Source organism: Anabaenopsis elenkinii CCIBt3563, assembly GCF_015245355.1.
Taxonomy (GTDB): domain Bacteria; phylum Cyanobacteriota; class Cyanobacteriia; order Cyanobacteriales; family Nostocaceae; genus Anabaenopsis; species Anabaenopsis elenkinii.
Window position 1 is genome coordinate 277396 of record NZ_CP063311.1, and the last position, 20185, is coordinate 297580.

At 38.5% G+C, this 20185-nt stretch carries 19 protein-coding genes; 6 read left to right on the top strand and 13 right to left on the bottom strand.

The features are described from left to right. Nucleotides 1-352: 352 nt before the first annotated feature. The 4 genes from IM676_RS01280 to IM676_RS01295 all read left to right on the top strand — a co-directional run bounded on the left by IM676_RS01280 (nt 353) and on the right by IM676_RS01295 (nt 2561). On the top strand, nt 353-649 hold the full coding sequence (locus IM676_RS01280; RefSeq protein WP_200988632.1) for a hypothetical protein: 297 nt from the start codon (nt 353-355) through the stop codon (nt 647-649). A 284-nt stretch (nt 650-933) separates the two neighbouring features. After that, entirely contained in the window at nt 934-1755 is an 822-nt protein-coding gene (gene sppA / locus IM676_RS01285) for a signal peptide peptidase SppA (RefSeq protein ID WP_200988633.1), read from the top strand. Nucleotides 1756-1825: 70 nt separating this feature from the next. Then, nucleotides 1826-2239, top strand: coding sequence for a chorismate mutase (gene aroH, locus IM676_RS01290; RefSeq protein ID WP_200988634.1), 414 nt, complete (start codon nt 1826-1828; stop codon nt 2237-2239). A 37-nt stretch (nt 2240-2276) separates the two neighbouring features. Next, nucleotides 2277-2561, top strand: a complete 285-nt coding sequence (locus tag IM676_RS01295) for a hypothetical protein (protein ID WP_200988635.1) — start codon at nt 2277-2279, stop codon at nt 2559-2561. Nucleotides 2562-2606: 45 nt separating this feature from the next. Here the strand turns inward: IM676_RS01295 and crtR are convergent, their stop codons facing one another. Continuing rightward, nucleotides 2607-3497, bottom strand: a complete 891-nt coding sequence (gene crtR, locus IM676_RS01300) for a beta-carotene hydroxylase (protein ID WP_200988636.1) — start codon at nt 3495-3497, stop codon at nt 2607-2609. Nucleotides 3498-3926: 429 nt separating this feature from the next. On the opposite strand from crtR, the gene pyk reads away from it, so the two are divergent. Continuing rightward, nucleotides 3927-5696: a pyruvate kinase gene (gene pyk, locus IM676_RS01305; RefSeq protein ID WP_200988637.1), complete on the top strand. Its 1770-nt coding sequence runs from the start codon at nt 3927-3929 to the stop codon at nt 5694-5696. Here the strand turns inward: pyk and IM676_RS01310 are convergent. From IM676_RS01310 to IM676_RS01365, 12 genes are all read right to left on the bottom strand, one after another. Continuing rightward, a complete protein-coding gene (locus IM676_RS01310) occupies nt 5693-6280 on the bottom strand; it encodes a Uma2 family endonuclease (protein WP_200988638.1) in 588 nt (195 codons plus the stop codon). The two genes, pyk and IM676_RS01310, sit on opposite strands and share 4 nt — an antisense overlap. Before the next feature lie 46 nt (nt 6281-6326). After that, entirely contained in the window at nt 6327-7427 is a 1101-nt protein-coding gene (locus tag IM676_RS01315; RefSeq protein ID WP_200988639.1) for a glycosyltransferase family 4 protein, read from the bottom strand. A 156-nt stretch (nt 7428-7583) separates the two neighbouring features. After that, on the bottom strand, nt 7584-8558 hold the full coding sequence (locus IM676_RS01320) for a GDP-mannose 4,6-dehydratase (protein WP_200988640.1): 975 nt from the start codon (nt 8556-8558) through the stop codon (nt 7584-7586). Nucleotides 8559-8903: 345 nt separating this feature from the next. Continuing rightward, nucleotides 8904-10064 (bottom strand): glycosyltransferase family 4 protein, encoded by a 1161-nt coding sequence (locus IM676_RS01325; protein WP_200988641.1) that lies wholly within the window; start codon nt 10062-10064, stop codon nt 8904-8906. Between the two features lie 31 nt (nt 10065-10095). Beyond that, entirely contained in the window at nt 10096-10464 is a 369-nt protein-coding gene (locus IM676_RS01330; protein ID WP_200990033.1) for an EamA family transporter, read from the bottom strand. A gap of 50 nt (nt 10465-10514) precedes the next feature. Continuing rightward, nucleotides 10515-12311, bottom strand: a complete 1797-nt coding sequence (locus IM676_RS01335) for a hypothetical protein (RefSeq protein WP_200988642.1) — start codon at nt 12309-12311, stop codon at nt 10515-10517. A 59-nt stretch (nt 12312-12370) separates the two neighbouring features. Next, nucleotides 12371-13060: a glycosyltransferase family 2 protein gene (locus IM676_RS01340; protein ID WP_200988643.1), complete on the bottom strand. Its 690-nt coding sequence runs from the start codon at nt 13058-13060 to the stop codon at nt 12371-12373. A 21-nt stretch (nt 13061-13081) separates the two neighbouring features. After that, nucleotides 13082-13639, bottom strand: a complete 558-nt coding sequence (locus IM676_RS01345) for a class I SAM-dependent methyltransferase (RefSeq protein WP_200988644.1) — start codon at nt 13637-13639, stop codon at nt 13082-13084. 203 nt (nt 13640-13842) lie between these two features. Further along, on the bottom strand, nt 13843-14529 hold the full coding sequence (locus IM676_RS01350) for an FkbM family methyltransferase (RefSeq protein WP_200988645.1): 687 nt from the start codon (nt 14527-14529) through the stop codon (nt 13843-13845). Between the two features lie 52 nt (nt 14530-14581). Beyond that, nucleotides 14582-16954 carry a glycosyltransferase family 4 protein gene (locus tag IM676_RS01355; protein ID WP_200988646.1) on the bottom strand — a complete coding sequence of 791 codons (2373 nt, stop codon included), beginning with the start codon at nt 16952-16954 and terminating at the stop codon, nt 14582-14584. A gap of 15 nt (nt 16955-16969) precedes the next feature. Beyond that, the gene (locus IM676_RS01360) at nt 16970-18004 is read right to left on the bottom strand and encodes a glycosyltransferase family 4 protein (RefSeq protein ID WP_200988647.1); all 1035 of its coding nucleotides are present in this window, start codon (nt 18002-18004) and stop codon (nt 16970-16972) included. Beyond that, nucleotides 17997-19745, bottom strand: a complete 1749-nt coding sequence (locus IM676_RS01365) for a methyltransferase domain-containing protein (RefSeq protein ID WP_225880425.1) — start codon at nt 19743-19745, stop codon at nt 17997-17999. Before IM676_RS01365 ends, IM676_RS01360 begins: the two co-directional genes overlap by 8 nt. A 152-nt stretch (nt 19746-19897) precedes the next feature. On the opposite strand from IM676_RS01365, the gene IM676_RS19970 reads away from it, so the two are divergent. Continuing rightward, nucleotides 19898-20023: a hypothetical protein gene (locus IM676_RS19970; protein WP_263973156.1), complete on the top strand. Its 126-nt coding sequence runs from the start codon at nt 19898-19900 to the stop codon at nt 20021-20023. The last annotated feature ends 162 nt before the right edge of the window (nt 20024-20185 follow it).

Genomic DNA, 20185 nt, shown 5'->3' on the forward strand with positions numbered 1-20185 from the left:
GGATGCCCTCCGGTTCGGTTATTGGTGATGATAAAATTACAATCTTTCCGCCCACTCTCTGGGTGAAACGTTAACTGAATTTAACACTAATCTCATAAAGTAAAGTTACTTAAATTTATTTTTGATGCCATGATGAGGAAATAATATAGACTCAAAGGTATGTTTGACAAGTGTCATAGAGAATTTTAGACTCTTTGACGCTGACATCATCTAATTTAAAATGTGACGTTTTTTTTAATCAAAACTTAAGATTTTTGACATATTGCCTTTTAGGGAGCGATCGCACGTATTCTGGAAGATGACATCTGAAGTTTTCAGCCATTGTTCACTCTATCAACGGAGCTTCCTATCTATGTCTATTTTCACCAACTTCCTCCGCTCCCTATTGCTGACTATGTTTTTTAGTTTTATGGCTCCTATGTGCTTGGTGGGCGGCCTATTATTCCTTTTGCCCGTCATCGGTTACTTTCCAGCTTTACAAGGGGCTACGGATGCCAGCACAACTCAGATGATGCATTTTCTCTCTATCTTTGGTAGCGGTCATCCTCTTCATGGACTTGTAATTATTAGCGTGACCTGTGGTTTCGTTGGCGGACTATTTGATATCTATGCCTACTATAGGTATCAAATCTTACGCATTGATTCTTAACTAACGACCGCTGTTGAGTATTAATATTGCCGAGTTTTATAATCTGTTTTAATAAAATTTAATTAAATAAAAGAATTAAGTAAGTAGGGAATTATGCTTTAACAGTATGATTCTAAAACCCAATCATAACTTCATATTGAAATAAATATATACAAAGAATATAAAAATTTAATTAAGATTATTACTACGTCAATGCCTGCTGATTTTTTTGGACAGAGTCAAGTAGGTCGTTTGAGCGCTAGGCATTTTATATTGAGTATATTACAGAGGTTTTTTTATTGCTCATGGTCTGGCCCTTCAAGTCTAAGTTTCGTAAACAAATTGCCCGGATTGAAATTACTGGTGCTATAGGTGCTTCTACTCGCAAGCGTGTGTTAGAAGCCCTAAAAGCTGTAGAAGAGAAAAAGTTTCCTGCTTTACTCCTGCGTATTGATAGTCCTGGGGGTACAGTGGGAGATTCTCAAGAAATCTACAGCGCCCTGAAGAGGTTACGCAATAAAATCAAAATCGTCGCCAGCTTTGGCAATATTTCCGCTTCTGGCGGTGTCTACATTGGCATGGGAGCAGAACATATCATCGCTAATCCTGGTACAATCACTGGTAGTATTGGTGTGATTTTGCGAGGGAACAACTTAGAACGGCTGTTGGAAAAAATTGGTGTTTCTTTCCAGGTCATCAAATCTGGCCCCTACAAAGATATTTTGGCATTTGACCGCCAACTCACAGCACCAGAACAAAGCATCCTGCAAGAGTTAATTGACGTGAGTTATCAGCAGTTTGTCAAGACCATTGCCGAAGCCCGTTCTCTAGAAGTGGAAACTGTTAAGACTTTTGCTGATGGTCGGATTTTCACCGGGGAACAGGCTTTAGAATTAGGTGTTGTAGACCGTCTGGGAACTGAAGAAGATGCACTGCGGTGGACGGCACAAATGGTGGGTCTTGATCCGGATAAGACACCCTGCTATACCCTAGAAGAACGAAAACCTTTATTGAGTCGCCTTCTACCCGGAAACCGTCAGGTTTCTTCAGGACTGAAGGTAGGAATTGATTGGTTGGAATTTGAAATGTCTACCAGTGGTCTGCCACTGTGGTTATATCGACCTTAAATAATTAGCAGTGATTGTAAAAAATTTACAATCACTGATGACCAATGACTAATCTAAGGAGGATTTTGGCGTGGAGTGGCAAATGCGGGCTATTCGCGGAGCAACAACCGTTGCTGAAAACACTATTGAAGCAATTAGAGAAGCGGTAACCGAACTGATAGATGAACTAGAGCAAAGGAATCAACTCCAGTCAGACAAGATGATTAGTGTGACTTTCTCGGTGACACGTGATTTGGATGCGATTTTTCCTGCAGCCATCGCCCGATCGCGTTCTGGGTGGGATAATGTGGCAATGTTGGATGTACAACAAATGCACGTCGAAGGTAGCTTAGAGCGTTGCATTCGGTTTCTTATCCACGCTTACCTTCCAGCTTCTACACCAATTAATCATATTTATTTACGCCAAGCTGCTAAATTACGTCCAGATTGGAGTTTATCCCAGCCGTTACAACCATCACAGCAGGCAGTTAAGTCAAAAGTTTAAAATTTGACTGTCAATTATATGTAAAAATTAGCACGAAATGAGCTATTACGGTAGTGATGGGGCTCAACCTGCTGCCATGGGCGGGAGAATGTTTAATGAGCGTGTAACTGGTGTGTGCGTAAAACTAGCAGATTTTCTGACCATTCTCTCCAAAATGGAGCAGCCACTAGTAATTGTCACAAGTGAAGGGTATTTCACAAAAATTTATAAGTATCTCACAGCATATAAAGGTTTTGTGTTTTTCACGGAATCTTTAGACAAATTGGAACTTGGTAGCAACATTGAGGTGATTTACGCTCAAAGCCTATCTACTGAGATTTGACCTCCGCCAAAAAACCGGCCCACCCAAGGTGGGCTGGGGGTATTTCTATTGGTGATGACGATGAAATCTAATCCCGATAAAAATATCGTAAACAAACTCTAAAAAGTCCTTTTTTTGTAATAAGCCTGATGTCTGAGGACTACCCTTTTCATCTAACAACGGCTTCATTGCATAATAAGCAGGTTGGTAATTATACCAAGGAATAGAAGGCCACAGATGATGAATCAGGTGGTAATTCTGTCCTAAAATCAGGATATTCAGGAGTTTACCAGGGTAGACCCGGGCATTTTTCCAGCGATCGCGTTCTACAAAGGGACGATGTGGTAAATAATCAAAAAATAATCCTAGTGCTATCCCCACTAAAAAAGCTGGGATAAACCAAAAATTGAGAATGTAGCCTAAAAAATGATACTGAATAGAAATATAAAAAATTGTGCCGACAATTAAGCGGCTAATGAACCATTCTAATAGTTCATAGTTACGCCACAGTCGCCGCTGAAAGAAAAACACCTCATGGTACAAAAAACGTACTGCTATCAACCACAATGGTCCGCCTGTGGAGACGTAATGATCCGGGTCGTTCTTAGGGTCATTGACATGGGCGTGATGCTGTAAATGCACCCGTGTAAATACCGGGAAGGCAAAAGCTAAGATCAGGGCGCTACCATGGCCTAACATGGCATTAATGATTCTGTTACGATGGGCAGATTGGTGACAAGCATCGTGAATCACAGTGCCTGCACAATGTAAAGCAATGGTATTAATGGTAAAGCACAACCAATCAGGCCATTGCCAGAGCCAGTAACCAAAGTTAGATAACACCAGCATTGTTACTGTGGACACAAACAGTAGCAGTGTGGGGTTAAAATCACCAGGAGGCGCTAAAAATTCCTTGGGGGGGATTTTCAGTGACTTCTGTGCCTCCAATGTGAGCATTTTTAACTCCTTGTTTCATGAAACATTACGAATATACGATGAAGATGAGCAAATAATAAACTTTTGTAAGCTTTTATTTAGCAAGATTTAACTTAAGATGTGCCGAAGCTCAGATGAATAGGGTTATGATTCCAGACGAGAGATAAGTTTTTCCGCTCCCTTAGGGTGTCTAGGCAACTAGCAAAAAGTTGACTGAAAAATCTATATTCAGGAGGATGGAACCCAGTTTGGTGTACGATATCTACTCTATCTCACAAATCTGGGGAAATCTTAACCAGGGGAAAATTATCATTTCTGTTGCGAGTGACTCTCACACCCCCATTCATCCTCCGCCTCTGTTGGTTATGGATATAACAGAGACTGAAAACTAAACGCCCCTTAAATTAATATGAATCTCTAGATGGAGATAGCCCCCTAGAATCAGCCCCTATGCAATTAAGAGACTCTCTACGCCGAACAAAAATTGTTGCGACAATTGGGCCTGCCACTAGCAGCCCCGAAAAGCTGAAGGCGATTATCGAAGCTGGTGCGACGACACTGCGGCTCAACTTCTCCCACGGTACTCATGCTGACCATCAGCGTAGTATTCGCTTAATTCGACAAACTGCCTTTGAATTAAATCAACCTGTGGCAATTCTCCAAGACTTGCAAGGGCCAAAAATTCGCTTAGGTAAGTTTGAACATGGGTCGATAATTTTAGAAAAAGGCGATCGCTTCACCTTGACAAATCGCCCAGTTGTGGGAACACAGGAAATTAGCTGTGTTACCTACGACTATTTAGCCCAAGAAGTGCCTACAGGTGCGAAAATCCTCCTCGACGATGGGCGAGTAGAAATGGTGGTAGAGGATATTAACCCTGATAAAGGCGATTTACATTGTCGTGTCACGGTAGCTGGTAAGTTATCTAACAATAAAGGTGTTAACTTTCCGGGTGTTTACTTATCCATTAAGGCCATGACCGATAAAGACCGCGAGGATCTCATGTTTGGTCTAGACCAAGGTGTAGATTGGGTAGCACTTTCCTTTGTCCGTAACCCCCAGGACATCATCGAAATTAAAGAGCTAATTTCTAGCACTGGTAAGCAGGTTCCAGTCATTGCCAAAATTGAAAAACATGAAGCCATTGAACAAATGGAACAAGTTTTGTCCTTATGTGATGGCGTGATGGTGGCTAGAGGTGACTTGGGTGTAGAACTACCTGCTGAAGATGTCCCTGTGCTGCAAAAGCGGTTGATTGCTACAGCCAATCGCTTAGGGATTCCCATCATCACGGCTACCCAAATGTTAGACAGTATGGTGAGTAATCCCCGTCCTACTCGTGCTGAAGTCTCAGACGTGGCTAATGCCATTTTAGATGGTACGGATGCTGTGATGCTATCAAATGAAACTGCTGTGGGTAATTATCCTGTGGAAGCGGTGGCTACCATGGCGAGAATTGCTGAACGCATGGAACAGGAAGCAGCACAAAATTCGTCCCTACTTTCCCACCGAGATGACCGACGTTCTATTCCTAATGCCATTAGTCAAGCTGTGGGACAAATTGCTCAACAATTGGGAGCAGCGGCAATTATGACCCTGACACAAACAGGGGCTACAGCTCGTAATGTTTCTAAGTTCCGTCCCCATACGCCAATTTTGGCTGTGACACCCCATGTGAATGTGGCACGACAATTACAGATGGTTTGGGGTGTGAAACCATTATTGGTGCTAGGTTTACCTTCCACTGGGCAGACTTTTCAAGCCGCTATCAATGTGGCTCAAGAGCATAACTACCTGTCTGAAGGTGATTTAGTGGTGATGACTGCGGGTACTCTTCAAGGTGTTTCTGGCTCCACTGATTTAGTTAAGGTTGAGGTGGTTACAGCTGTGCTAGGTCAGGGTATTGGCTTGGGACAAGGTTCAGTAAGTGGTCGCGCTAGGGTGGCTCACACTGGTATGGATGTGAGTAATTTTAATCCCGGAGATATTTTGGTGGCACCCCGGACTGATGCGGATTTTGTTGAGGCAATTCGTAAAGCAGCAGGTATTATTACTGAGGAAGAAAGTCTAACCAGTCACGCTGCTGTCATTGGCTTGCGTCTGGGTGTCCCTGTGATTGTGGGTGTAAAAACAGCAACCCAGGTAATTCGTGATGGTGCAATTCTTACTCTGGATATGCAGCGGGGTTTGGTCTACTCAGGAGCTCTGGGAACTCCTTAATCTGAATTACTGCAAAAATCTATTCTCTGGTAAATCTGGCTATGGGGAATTTGGCAATTTGCGGAAGCTAAGGTTAAGATTCCGTTTTGAGCGTTAGATTCTCTTAACAGCCAGTTACCTTCTGGAGTTTTGCTAAACTGTTCAATATGAATTGTATATTGGTCAATTAGTATATATTCTTGCAATTCCGGGAGGGAACGGTAATAAGTAAATTTATCTCCCCTATCTCTACTGCTGGTAGAGTTAGAAAGTACCTCAAAGATGATACTGGGATTTACTACTGTATCAGTTCTTCCCTCTTGAAAGCGGGGTTGATTTTTAATGATAAGAATATCAGGATAGGTGTATTGTTGGTAATGGGGAATCCACAGGCGTAGGTCACTAGTGTAAACGCGGTAATCTTGTTCTCTCAGAGCCAGGCTAAGAGCAACTACTAAATTGATAATGATTTGGTTGTGATTAATAGAGCCGCCAGTCATGGGTATAATTTCCCCGTTACGGTATTCACTGCGATACTCAGCAGTTTCTTCAAGTGCGAGGTATTCTTCTATAGAATATTGCTGGGTGGGAGTTTGCACAACCATAGGTTTTTTTTGTGAAGGCTGGAGTAAGATAACTTTAGCCTAACATTCATAAGTAGCGGGATAAAACTTCTGCAGTCGCAAGTCCGGTTTTTTCCCAACTGAATTGACTGGCTCTATTTATACCTTGGGTAGAGAGGTGCGATCGCATTTGCAGATCTTCAGCTATCATCTGCATAGCTGCGGTGATTTCTGCCCTGTTGTAGGGATTAATTAAAATCGCTGCTTCCCCTGCTACCTCTGGGAGGGAAGAAAGATTAGAAGTAATCACCGGAGTCCCACAAGCCATGGCTTCGAGGACTGGTAAACCGAAGCCCTCCCAGAGACTCGGAAATACTAGGGCGATCGCACCATGAATAATCTTGGGTAGTTCGTCATAGGATACATAATTGAGAAACTTTACCTGCTGAGTAATTCCCAATTCTGCGACCTGGGTTTGTAAAAGTGGAGTGTAACGCCTATCAACAGGCCCTGCTAACCATAGTTGATATTCACCCCTATTTGGTAGCTCCGCAAAAGCCCCTATGAGTCGATGTAAGTTTTTATAGGGGTCATGTCTTCCTAGATAGAGAAAATAAGGCTGATTTTCTGGCGATTTTTCGTGAGCAGGGTGAAAATGTTCACGATCATAACCTAGGAGAATGGGAGTGATTTGACCGGCGGGAATTTGATAAAAATTAATGATATCCTCTGCTGTCGCTTGGGAATTGCAGATGATGTGTTGTGCTTGTTTGAGGACTTGGGGAACGTAGTAACGATGGTAAAATGTCAAGGGTGAGAACCGTTGAGGAAAGCGCAATGGTATTAAGTCGTGGGAAACGACCACAAAACGACAGTTACTATAAAGCGGTGCTTCTGGTAAGGGGGAAAATAACAACCGAGATTTGAGGTTTGTATAGATTTGGGGAAGTTGGAACTGTGTCCACAGTAAGCGGCGCAAATGTCCTTTTGTCCCTTGGGCGGGGGTAAGATTATTGGGAACTGGATAGCAGTTAAATTCTGGGTCTTGCTGTGGTGTTAATAAGGTGGGACAGAGAGATTTTAAATAAGGGAAGATATTTTGAGCATAGTTACTAATCCCTGTTGGCTGTGACCAAAGAATAGATAAATTTATAATTAGTTGGTTATCTAATGTTTTCATTAAATCCATTAATTGTACTTGTCAATTTTTAAGTAAAAAATTAAATAACTCAACAGTAATTAACAATCTTCAAAGGCGGGTTGATTTCGATAATTGCTAATCGGTGAGGATGAACACCTACAGATTATGTTTACCTGTGGTTCATCAACCCAATACATGATGCTGTTAATCTAGGCTATCCCGCAATTTTTTCAGGTCATAATCAACCATTAATTCTACCATTTGTGTGAAATTATATTGAGGTTGCCAACCTAACTCAGTTTTAATTTTATCCACAGCACCAACTAACTGCACTGGTTCATCAGGACGGTAAAAAGTGGGGTCAACTGTCACATAATCTTGCCAATTGAGACCAACGCAGTTAAAAGCACATTCAACTAATTCTCTCACCGAGTGAGTCTCACCACTGGCAATAATATAATCTTCCGGCTGTTCTTGCTGTAACATTAACCACATGGCATAAACAGCATCTTTAGCGTAGCACCAATCACGACGGGCATCTAAATTACCTAATTTTAATTCATTTGCCAAACCCAGTTTAATTTGGGCGACGGCGTGGGTAATTTTACGAAATACAAATTCTGTACCCCGTCTTGGTGATTCGTGAGTATAAGTAATACCACAGCAGGCGTAAAGGTTGTATTTTTGCCGATAGTTAATAGTCATCCAATGGGCGTAAGCTTTCGCCACACCGTAGGGGTTACGGGGACGAAAAGCGGTGCGTTCGGTTTGGGGTGACTCATCAGGTTGACCAAAAACTTCACTGCTAGAGGCTTGGTAAAATCTTGCATCTGGTTTGCAGCGGCGAATAGATTCTAAGAGACGGGAAACACCCAGAGCTGTGTATTCAGCTGTCAAAGCTGGTTGAGTCCAAGAAAGGGGAACGTAGCTTTGAGATGCAAGGTTATAAATCTCATCCGGTTGTGAATCGGTAATTACGTCCATTAAGGAAGATTGATCTAGGAGGTCACCTGATACGATTTCAATGTCGCTGGAAAGGTGGCTAATACGTTCTAGGTTGCTGGTGCTGGAACGGCGGACTAAGCCGAATACTTGATAACCTTTGGTTAAGAGAATTTCGGCCAGATAGGAACCATCTTGTCCAGTAAGTCCGGTGATGAGGGCTTTTTTGGTAGTCATTGTTAATAAAGTAAATTATATGAGTTCAATTTGACTGATACGCTGAATGAATGCCGATAATTTTAGCACCTCTAAGAGGATGTTTGATAAGTCATGATTAGTGTATCAACTATTGTTTCACCCCACCCTAACCCTCCCCTTGTAAGGGGAGGGGACTGGATTTTATTGTTTCGGTGTGTCCCCCATTCCCTGCTCACTGCTCCGGTGTTCCCTGTTCCCTGTTCCGGTGTTCCCTGTTCCCTAGTATAAAAATTACCTGTTTAATACTTTCCAAACAACCTCTAAAATTACGCTGTCTTCTAAATCAGTTTAATGTGAAAATGAGATTAATTCTTGGGAGATTGATCAAATAATACTCCTATAAGCCTTTAATGTTTCTTTTGCTGTTCTTTCCCAGGAAAATAATTTGGCTCTGTCTCTACCTCTGTTAATTAATTCTTGGCGTAACTGAGAATTACTAATTACTTGTAGAATAGCCTCAGCTAACTGCATCGGGTCTTTGGGGTCAATTAATATAGCTGCATCTCCCGCAACTTCTGGGAGGGAAGAAGTGTTAGCAGTAACTACAGGTGCGCCTAAAGTCATTGCTTCTAAGACAGGTAAACCAAATCCTTCATAATGGGATGGATAAACAAATACATCAGCTTGGGAGTAAAATAATCCTACTAATTGGTTATTGAGGTATTGTAAATGGTGAATTTTGTTTTGCCAAGGTGAATTTTCAATCGCTGCAAATATTGGCTTGTAGTTCCATCCTTTATTACCTATTAAGACTAATTGATGAGGAATTTGATATTTTTGGTTTAATAAATTAAATGCAGTAATGATGTTGTCAATGTTTTTTCTGGGTTCTATGGTGCTGACAAACAGAATATAAGGTTGAGAAAAATCATATTTAATTTGTTTTTCCCATTTATGAATATTTGCTTGATCTAAGAAGGATGGATTATAACGACTAGCTAAGGGAGTTACATAAATTTTTTCTGGTGCTACGTGCAAATATTCGATAATATCTTGTTTAGAGCTTTGGGAAATTGTTAATACTAAATCTGTCCACTGTAAACAGCGCCGCACTCTTTCTGTATATGTTGTGACAACTGAATCTACATACTGAGGATATTTGATAAATGTCAAATCATATATATTCATCACCTTGAGGCTATTTTGACAAGGATAGACTGAGTAATTAGTACCGTGTAAGATATCTGGAGAGTCAAAATATTTTTCCCAGTAAGATAAACCAGGTTTAAACCCTGAAGCTAAGAGTAAATTTGATAGTCTTACCGGTAAGGGGAATACATGACGATGGGGGTAATGTTTCAGAGCATCAGGAAAGCCCAAATCACCCCGTAACCACTTTTTTAAACCTGGTTGATAAACTAATCCTAAATCAAAATTATCTTCTGTTTGGATTACACTCAGAGCAGATATTAAATTAGCTACATAAAACCCAATCCCCCTGGGTTGGGGTTCTACTGGGGTAGCATCAATGAGGATTTTCACCATCAAAATTATCAAATTTTATCAAATTAATAGGTCATTTTTGCCAAACTACTAAAATCACTCCAGCGATAATAGAACTCAAACCTATTAGACGAGTGAGAGGAATTGTTTCTTTAAAGATAAAGTAACCCAACAACACTGAAAACACATACACTAATGCTATGGAAGGGCCAGCAACACTTAAATTCACTCTGGTTAATAAGAGTATGTAAGCTACAGCACCTAAACCATAGCAGGTCAACCCGATTAACAGTTCCGGGATGGTAATGATACTGAAAATATGGCTAATGGTATTGTTTAGATTGACTTTCCCTAATTTAAGTGCGCCAGCTTTTAAGAAAAACTGACCAGCTACACTTGTTAAAACTGATATTAATAATAAACTAAATTCTTGTGGTGACACAAATATACCCTTGTATTTATTGAAGTTTGGCAAAATTTTCATTTACATTGCTATTTCTCTGTAATAGCAAGTTGTGTAAAGTTGACACTCAGATTCCGTTCTTCACCAATTGGTAGTTGAATTACATAGGCAGTAAATTCTTGAGATAAACTAACATTTTTTCTGAGGGTATTTTCAGCCAGCAACTTGTCCTGTTCTTCTATATTCTCTCTGGAAATAACACATAGTTTTCCAGAATTATCTTTCTGAAAAACCTTTAGCCAATCAATAATTTGAGATGTATTCATAGATTGTGACGCATCTCCGTATTTAGGTGGTGCATAACCAGAGTAACCATTAATTACTGGTATATTTGCTTGTATTCCAGCCCACATGGCAGATAGTTGTTCTACATAATAAACCTTTTCTGGACTAAAGTGTAAATATGCAATATCACAGTCTTTTTCCATTAAGTAGCGTATTTCTGTAACTTCCTTTAGCAATGGTTGTTTTTCGTAACTAGCTAAATTTGATAATCTTTGTTCAAATATACCTAAAATGCAGATTGTGATAAGTATTAATATACTCACTCGACGGGAAAACTTCACCAGTAAAACTGACTTAAATATGGAATCAAAACATAATATTATTGCGATTAACAAATAGAAGTAAGCAATTGTCCATATTCTTGTCATTGCCCTAATTGCAGAAGCCCCTGGTACTAATTCATAGATTATCCTCCAGAGTGAAATTCCAAATGGTAAACGCAATGATAAAACAAAAATAATTATAAAAACTAGTAAACAGACTTTAATCAATAATTCTCTCTCAAAAGTAAATATTGTTTTGTGCTTAATTAATGTGTATATAGTTATTATAGTTAAAAAAATAATTGTCAATCCACCAAATAAATAGTGTTCCCAAACGTAAGGTAAATCTCTGGAAACCCAAGAAAGCAGGAATGACCAAATACTACCAGGTGGAACTGAAAACCAAGAACTCAATCTAGGAAGTATTTGATCTACTTGCGAGTAAGGACTGCCACCTAAAACTGATTTAATTTTAATATAAGGAAATAAAGTTAGGGACATAACGCCTAACCAAGATAAACCTATTACAAACACAAATTTTGCATCCCTGCGCCCATAATTCATTAACCTATCTAGAGAGTTACGATCTATCTTCAACCCTACACCAAACAATATTATTAAGCTAAATAATAAGAACCATCCCAGATATATACCAGAGAGAACTTGTAGATAAATTAGTAGTAAAAATAATGCCAACCTTTTCCTATTTGGTTGGCGAAAAAATTCCCATGCAATTAGAAAAACTAGAGGTGTAAAGAATTGAGGTAGTAGTTGCTGGTGACCAATTTTCGCAACTCTACACATACTAAAAGCAAATAAAAAAGCACCCAAAGCACTTAAAATAGGGTTAACTTTGTATCTACTCATCAAGATGATAAAGCTAAAAAAACAAAGGACACACATAGTAATCATCCATAACTGAAATGCTAGTTCTGACGGAGTAAAGAACCTGAATAACCAGTATATAGGGGCTGAACCAAATAAATTCTCAGAAAAAGTTAATACTTCTGGGTATGGATAAAAGAACTGGGGTGACCATAAATCTCCTATGTAATTTCTATTGGTAAATAGCTGAAAAGAATGCTCTAGGAAGTAATTATTTAATCTAGTATCTCCAGGATTCTCTTGCATGAGTGCAAAACCACTTGATAGTGTAGGATAAAAAGCCATGTAAACTCCTAACCCACAAATTAAGATATAAAATAGGAGATTTGCTAGATTGTTAATTACACTTTTAATTAAGTTATTTTTGCGCACATCTAAGATATTGTTATTCATTTGAAATAGTTCCTCGTTATTGATTGGTATTAATTGATTATTTATATATTAAATATATATTATCTCAATAAATTATATCTGAATATACAGTAAATCGCCCTAAATCCATCTTTCCAACCAATCTTCTTTCCTTCTTTATAGGTACGTCCATAATAAGAAATACCGACTTCATAAATGCGACATCCTATCTTGGCTACCTTGGCTGTAATTTCTGGTTCAAAGCCAAATCTATTTTCTCTGATGCGTATAGATTGAATTATTTCCCGGCGGAAGGCTTTATAACAAGTTTCCATGTCTGTCAGGTTAATATTAGTAAACATATTGGATAGCATTGTTAAAAAACCATTACCAATCCGATGCCAATAATAGACTACTCTATGAGGTCTACCACCTTGAAAGCGAGAACCGAAAACTACATCAGCTTTTCCTGATTCAATCGGTTGAATCATTAAAGGATATTCTTGGGGGTCGTATTCTAAATCAGCATCTTGAACAATAACAATATCTCCAGTGGCGGCGGCAAATCCTGTTCTTAAAGCTGCGCCTTTTCCCTGATTTTTATGGTGATAAATAACTTGATCTACTTCTGATTCTAATTGAGACTGTAATAATTGTCTTGTGCCATCTGTAGAATAGTCGTCAACGATAATGATTTCTAGGCTTTCCACAGGAGAGGCTTTGACTGCTTCTATTACTTGGCCAATTGTGCCGAGTTCGTTATAACAGGGAATTACAACAGATAATTTCATAAATTTACTTGACTTGAAAGTTTATTTAACAACTGTACAAAAATTGTTCATTCCTAATTGAAAGTATTGATGATGAAAGTTTTGAAAGTTGGTCAGATTAACTAAAACCCTGTGTAGTTTCTGGCGGTTATAGTATCTTTTGTGATCTCGAATTTCCGCAGCACTGACAATTTTTAGCCGATAAGCTAAAAACTCCAGAACAGGTTGTGACCAAACTGATGGTACTGTTAAGATTAATTTGCCTCCTGGAATAAGCACTCGGTAAATTTCTTGTAATATCTCCCTCTCTTGCTCAATGTGTTCTAAAACTGCAAGCATGGTGACTACTTCAAAACTTGCATCTGCAAAGGGTAAATGGTTCTCAAACCTTAGTTGTTTGGTTTGAATATTACCCATTTGCAAGTCCTTGACTTTAAAGTCAACACCAAAACCTTGTTTGATATGGGGTGCAATAGCTTTTAGAAAAGTCGCTTTAGTGCCACAGCCTATATCCAAGACTAGGGAATTTTTGGGAATATGGGGTAGGACTCTCCAGAGTCTTAGTCGTCTTAGTATTGGTTCTAAAAGTGCTTCGCTCATATTTGATTTATGTCAATGATTTTACATATTTTTGTGCAATTTTTGATCACATATAATTTTTGGCTAAGAGGTTGTTTGATAAGCTTTCATCACATCTTTACCCCATTTAATTCATTAAATCCAGTTCCCTCCCCTTACAAGGGGAGGGTTAGGGTGGGGTGAAACAATATTTGATACACTAATCATAACTTACTAAACATCCTCTAACAGCCATGTTGAGCAAAGAAGTTCCAAGCAGAGCCAGAATTATATATTGAGACAAATTGAGCTTGACTCAAGGGGTTTGAACCATTCAATTTAAAAATATTGAAACCACACTCATTTACCAGAAATCCATATATCATTTCGGGAGTAGTCCCATAATGGTTAGCAGCACCTTGACCATGTTCAAATATGACATATGGTTTATATACTTTTAAAGTGCGTATAGCGCCTTTCAAAACTTGCATTTCTGCTCCTTCCACATCGATTTTAATAAAGTCAACTTTTAAGTCAGGGGGAAGTACATCATCTAGTCTTGCTGTTTTGACTGTAATTGTTTTTATCTGCTCATCGGGTGTATCGTATGTTCTTTGTTTGAGTCCGCTATAACCAGGATTACTGATAACGTGGTGAAATGTTGCTTCCCCTTCAATATCACTTAAAGCTATGGCGTAAACGTTGACAGTGGGGAAGTTTTCCTTCAATTTGTTAGCTAGGTCTGGTATTGGTTCAAAGGCATAATGAATACCAAAAGGAGATAAACTTAACATTTGGGATAAAATACTTCCAGAATGACAACCAATATCGATACAGTTTGAATTTTGATTTAAAACCCGAGACATGATTTGGCTGATATAGGTGTCATCTTCTAGTTCGGTAGTAATATTAGCTTGCGGTTCTTTATTCATAATTGTCTGCTGAAAATAATTAAAAATTTTCCAGAAAAAGCTTTTCATTAGTTTATCCTAATTTGTAAATTATTTTGCTGATAATGCTTTCAAGTTCAATATCCGTGCCAAATACAAAATCCTGATCAGTAATTTGTTCGGCTAAACCACCTACAGAAGAAACGATACAGCGCTTTTGATATAGTTTTGCCCTGGCTAAAACTGATGATGACCATATGATTCTGTAAGGACAAACAACATAGTCTGATGCACTAATCCATAAATCAAATTCTTCATCTGATAAAAATTTCTCAATGATTGTGATGTATTCACTTCCATGGGCTTTTTCTTTGAGAGTTTCCATATAATTTCTATCTGCTTCTGTTTCTACCCTGATGGAACCTACAACATACAAATGAGTATTCTTGATGAGTGATAGTCTGTTAAATACATCCACTACTCTGTCAAAGCCCTTGGAATGTTGGACGAAACCAATACAAAGAAATACAAGTGTATTTTCCTTAATTTTACTCAGTTGAAGAGATGTTCTAGCAGATGATTGTTCTAGGAGTGTGTGCTTTTGGAAGTGATTACCGTGACCAAGTAGAAATAATCTATTAGTTTCTTGCAGTCCATAATGTGATGCACAATCTATTAACTCACTTTTAGTATGAAAAAATACTTTTGGGCTGGCTAGCCAACGAAGTTTTTCTAATAAAAAATATAACCTTTTAATTAATAACCCTTTCTTCGGTAATAACTCGGCTTCATGACATATGATGCTGATTTTACCCCAAAATATTAGATATAAAAGCAAAAAAACAATATTGGTAATAATTGTGTCTCGGTTAGATTTAAAGAAAAAACTTCTGTGATAGTTGATAATTAATTGATCACATTTCCAACGGAAAAACAAGAGGTAAATGGGATTTATTCCTCCTCCTAAATTCAGCTTGATATCAGCATTTGCCTGCAGATTAACGGAAACAGTAGTAACTTGATGTCCTTGACTAACTAAATAAGCAACTAATTGAGAACCATAACTAGCAATACCACAATGTTCAGGTGGATAAGTAGAGACTATATATATTTTTTGAGATTTCCCACTAGATTCAACCAGGTTTTCTTGGTTAGATAATTCATTTAGCTGATGAGAATTATATTGATTATTAACATTTTGATGTAAGCTGGATATATATTTTTTCTGCTGTAAGTACTTCTTACAAAGCAGCATTCCCAGATTTGATGAAATTTTTTCCCAAGAGTATTTTTTCTCTACCAAGTTCCTAGCTGATTGACTAAGACTTTTAGCATAATCATGGTCTTGTAAAACTTTTTGAATCCCGTTTATAAATTCATTTTCGTTACAAATGTGTATAGTCGGGTTTTTTAGCTGCAAAATACCCCTAGCACCAATTGGTGTTGAAATGACAGGTAAACCAGCAGCCATAAAGTCAAACATCTTGATATTTGTACCTGAACCGGAAAACATAGGGTTAATGGCTAGATCAGATGCAGCTAAATAGTTAAGTTTTTCACTTTCCTTCAAAAACCCTGTGAGAATAACATTAGTAATGTTTCTTTGTTGCAGTTCGCCGTTGCTAAATTGATCACAGACACCGCCACAGATGGCAAAATGTATATTAGGTAAAGCTGGAGCTAATTCATCAATAATAAACCTGGCTGCTTCAATGTTGGGTAGATAAGAGCTACCCATAAAAATAGCCATTGGAGTATCTCCTAAATTTAATTTTTTCTTGGCTATTTTTTTCTGACTACCACTTACATAGGGAATTTTATCTGTAAATACACCATTAGGAACAATGGCTATTTTACTAAAGGGAATATTATATAATTTATTAAATAATTCTCTATCTTCCTGGGAACAAGCCAGAATTAAATCGCAGTTGTGACACAGAGCATATTCTATGCTCACTACATTTTGAGCAATTTCAGTTCCTAACCCACCATCATCTAATAAACTCGTTCTTAATAAACCTTCCACATTCTGAGAATCGTAAACGACAAGCTGGGAAGGGTGTCGTAAGGAATCCTTGACTAATGGGTAAACCCAGGGATGAGAGAAAATTACAATATCTGATTCAGCGACTTTGCTTTTTGCAGTTTCGACAAATTCACTAGAATGATGCCCTAGCAAATTAAAGCAAGAATCTATAATTGTTTTACCACCCAAGCGGGACTGCAATTTAGCACATTCAACAAAGTGTTGCTCACTCAAAGGAATATCAATTTCCTCTAAAGTTTTACTCAACCGATGATGTCGATATTTTTCTCCCTCCCAGTCATAGGATCCGATATATGTAGTAGGAAGACACTCACCCATGCCGTGATATAGTCCTAGTAGGCGGAGTCTCCCACCCCCAATAGGTGGATCAATGGGTTGCATATCTAAAACAGTCACTCGGAAAATTTGTTTTTGCGTCATTTTGATTAACTTTTGTTATTCATTGTTATTTTGCAAAACACTTAATAACCTCTGAGATATATTTGACCAGTTAATGTGACTAATGGCAACTTTTCCCCGATCGCCCATGATTTTAGCTTGTTCTGGGTTTTTAATGAAGTATTCTATGGCTCTAGCGATTTCTTTGGGTTTAGGCGCAACCACTAAACCATTTATACCGTCCTTAACAAACTGTAAAGATTCTCCAGAATCTTGGCAAGTAATCACTGGTTTAAAATGAGAAAAAGCCTCTAAAGTTACATAGCCATAATCTTCTCTGATGGGTACAAAGGGTACTACTAAAGCATTCGCATATAAGTTTAACAGTTCTTCATCGGAAACTCGACCTAAAAATTCTATCCGCTGATCTGTCTCACTGAGTGTGCGTAATTCTTGCTCCTGTTCTCCCGTACCGGCAATTTTGAGGCTCATGGGGTACCGGAGGTGAGCCATTGCTTTAATCACTAAATCTACCCGCTTCCAGCGGTGTAGCCTTCCTGGTAAAAATATATGGTCATATTTCCCCCTGCTAAAATTGTTTAATACTAGTGCTGGATGTAAAACTTCACTTTTTACACCGTTCCACTGCATTAGTCTTTGACTAACTTCGTTACCAATAGTAAAAACTTTTTTAGTTCTTGGAGGTCGTAAGGCTCCTGTGTCTATTTGTTGAATAGTTTCTCTTTGAGTTTTTAAAACTTGATTCCCTTTACCAAATTCCTGCTCAAACATATCATAAAATACTCTGATTGTATGAACCAAATAGCATATATGATTAGGATGACGCAGCAAAAAAGTAGGAGCCTTGGTAGAAATTACCCCATCATAAGCAGAAAGGTCTAAATCATAGCAACGTAAATATGATTCTTGTATGGTTTCAAAGCTAGATTCATCAATTAAGACCTCAACCATATCTGCAGATGTAGTTGTGGTATTGAGGGAATTGACGAGACCTGTAAAAAACCTTTCCGCGCCTCCAGTTTCCCCACCTATCATACGTGGTACTACAACTGCAATTTTGTAGCTACTCATGTTTATAACCTACAATTGCATAATCTTGGCAACCATAAAAGTAATGATTAAAGCGTTGGGCTAAATCTTCACCTGCAACTTGTTGATTCTCTGGATATGGATGTAATTTCATCACTTGGATATTACATAAACCAGATATTTCCGCCATAAACTGAATTGTGGCGCTAGGTAATGGATGGTGATGGGTGGGATCTAAATAAAAATTATTGCTACCTACTAAAACATTCTCAGGATTGGGAGTTTCAAAAATTACTAACCCCTGGGGTTTCAGCACCCTGACTGTTTCTGCAAATAACCGCATCAATAGTTTAAAGGGTAAATGTTCAATAATATGAAATCCTGTGATAGCACCCAAACTGTTTTCTGGTACAGTTTGTAAATAATCGATGACATCTGCGGCTATAACATCCAAAGCTCTGGCTTGACATTGCTCTATCATCACTCTATTGATATCTATACCTTTAGATATATATCCAGAGTCCCTGAGTAATTCTAACCATTCACCCCGCCCACAGCCTACATCTAAAATAGGCGCGTCTGGTGTGCCAATATTAGCTTGCTCAATCAGAGGTAAATACACTTTTAATCTATTTAATATATCTTCACGGCTCCCCCGGAAATAATCTTCAAAAGCCACATAGAAAGCATCTAACAAATGTTCATCTTCATTCACAAAGGTTTGTAGCTGTTCTTGATCAAAAGGTGCAGGTAATCGTCGCCGTGCTTCCTCCAAAAATAATCCTATTAACCGCTTCTGGTGCATGAGATCATTTTTGACATAGCTGTCATTTCTGATATAATCCTCATGGGTGGTTTCTAGTTGAGTATCTACTGTCTGTAGGCGCTCATGGGTGGTTTGTAATTGAGTATCTACTGTTTGTAAATGCTCATGGGTGGTTTGTAATTGAGTATCTACTGTCTGTAAATGCTCATGGGTGGTTTGTAATTGAGTATCTACTGTCTGTAAATGCTCATGGGTGGTTTGTAATTGAGTATCTACTGTCTGTAAATGCTCATGGGTGGTTTGTAATTGAGTATCTACTGTCTGTAAATGCTCATGGGTGGTTTGTAATTGAGTATCTACTGTCTGTAAATGCTCATGGGTGGTTTGTAATTGAGTATCTACTGTCTGTAAATGCTCATGGGTGGTTTGTAATTGAGTATCTACTGTCTGTAAATGCTCATGGGTGGTTTGTAATTGAGTATCTACTGTCTGTAAATGCTCATGGGTGGTTTGTAATTGAGTATCTACTGTCTGTAAATGCTCATGGGTGGTTTGTAATTGAGTATCTACTGTCTGTAAATGCTCATGGGTGGTTTGTAATTGAGTATCTACTGTCTGTAAATTTTCATTAAGCTGTGTTTTTAAGCTAGAGATTTCTGCTATTAGTTGTTGGTTAATAACTACAGATTCTCTGAGAGCTTGGAGCAAATTAAAATTTATTTCTCTTTGGTCTTTGAAGAGAAAATTTAATAACTTTAAAGTCGCTTTTTGTAATTTTTTGCTCAGATTAAAAGGAAAGCGGTTGAGTTTATCAGGCCATTTGGTGCGAGTATATGCCCTATCCTCAGCATTTTTGAGGAAAGATTCAATATAGCTCAGGTGTAATGTCAGATTACTTGTATCTGCATAAGATGATTTTATGACTCCTTGAGGGCGGCCTTTTCTTTTAGCCACCTCATCGCGGATCTTGGCCATTAATTCATCAACATTAATTTCGGGATTGTTTTCTCCGATCATCGCTCAACATATCTAACTAAATTAAGATGTATCCTATCATCCAGTGAACAGTGACTAACATGGTTTAAAAACTATTTATAGCTCTCCCTTCAAGATAGGTGTGGTTTAAATGTATCATTTGTGGTGACAATTTCAGCAATTTTGGGTAAATTTTGGCAGCAACTAACTATTCTCACCCATCGCGATCGCCATGGAAAACCAAAAAACGTACGGGCGATAGCGAAGCGCTGCTGCAAGCAGATCGCACCAGCGCTGGTAATAAACCAGCCGGGGAATAAATTCCCCGTCTGAAAGCAAAAGTCCACTAGAAGTGGACTAGTAGGTAACATAAAATACTCTAAGCAATGATTTTTCACCCTATTTTCCCTGTGAAAATTAACACTCAGTCGGATTGCTCCGACTTAAGCTATTAGACAGGGGTTTCTAACCCCTGGCTGCGG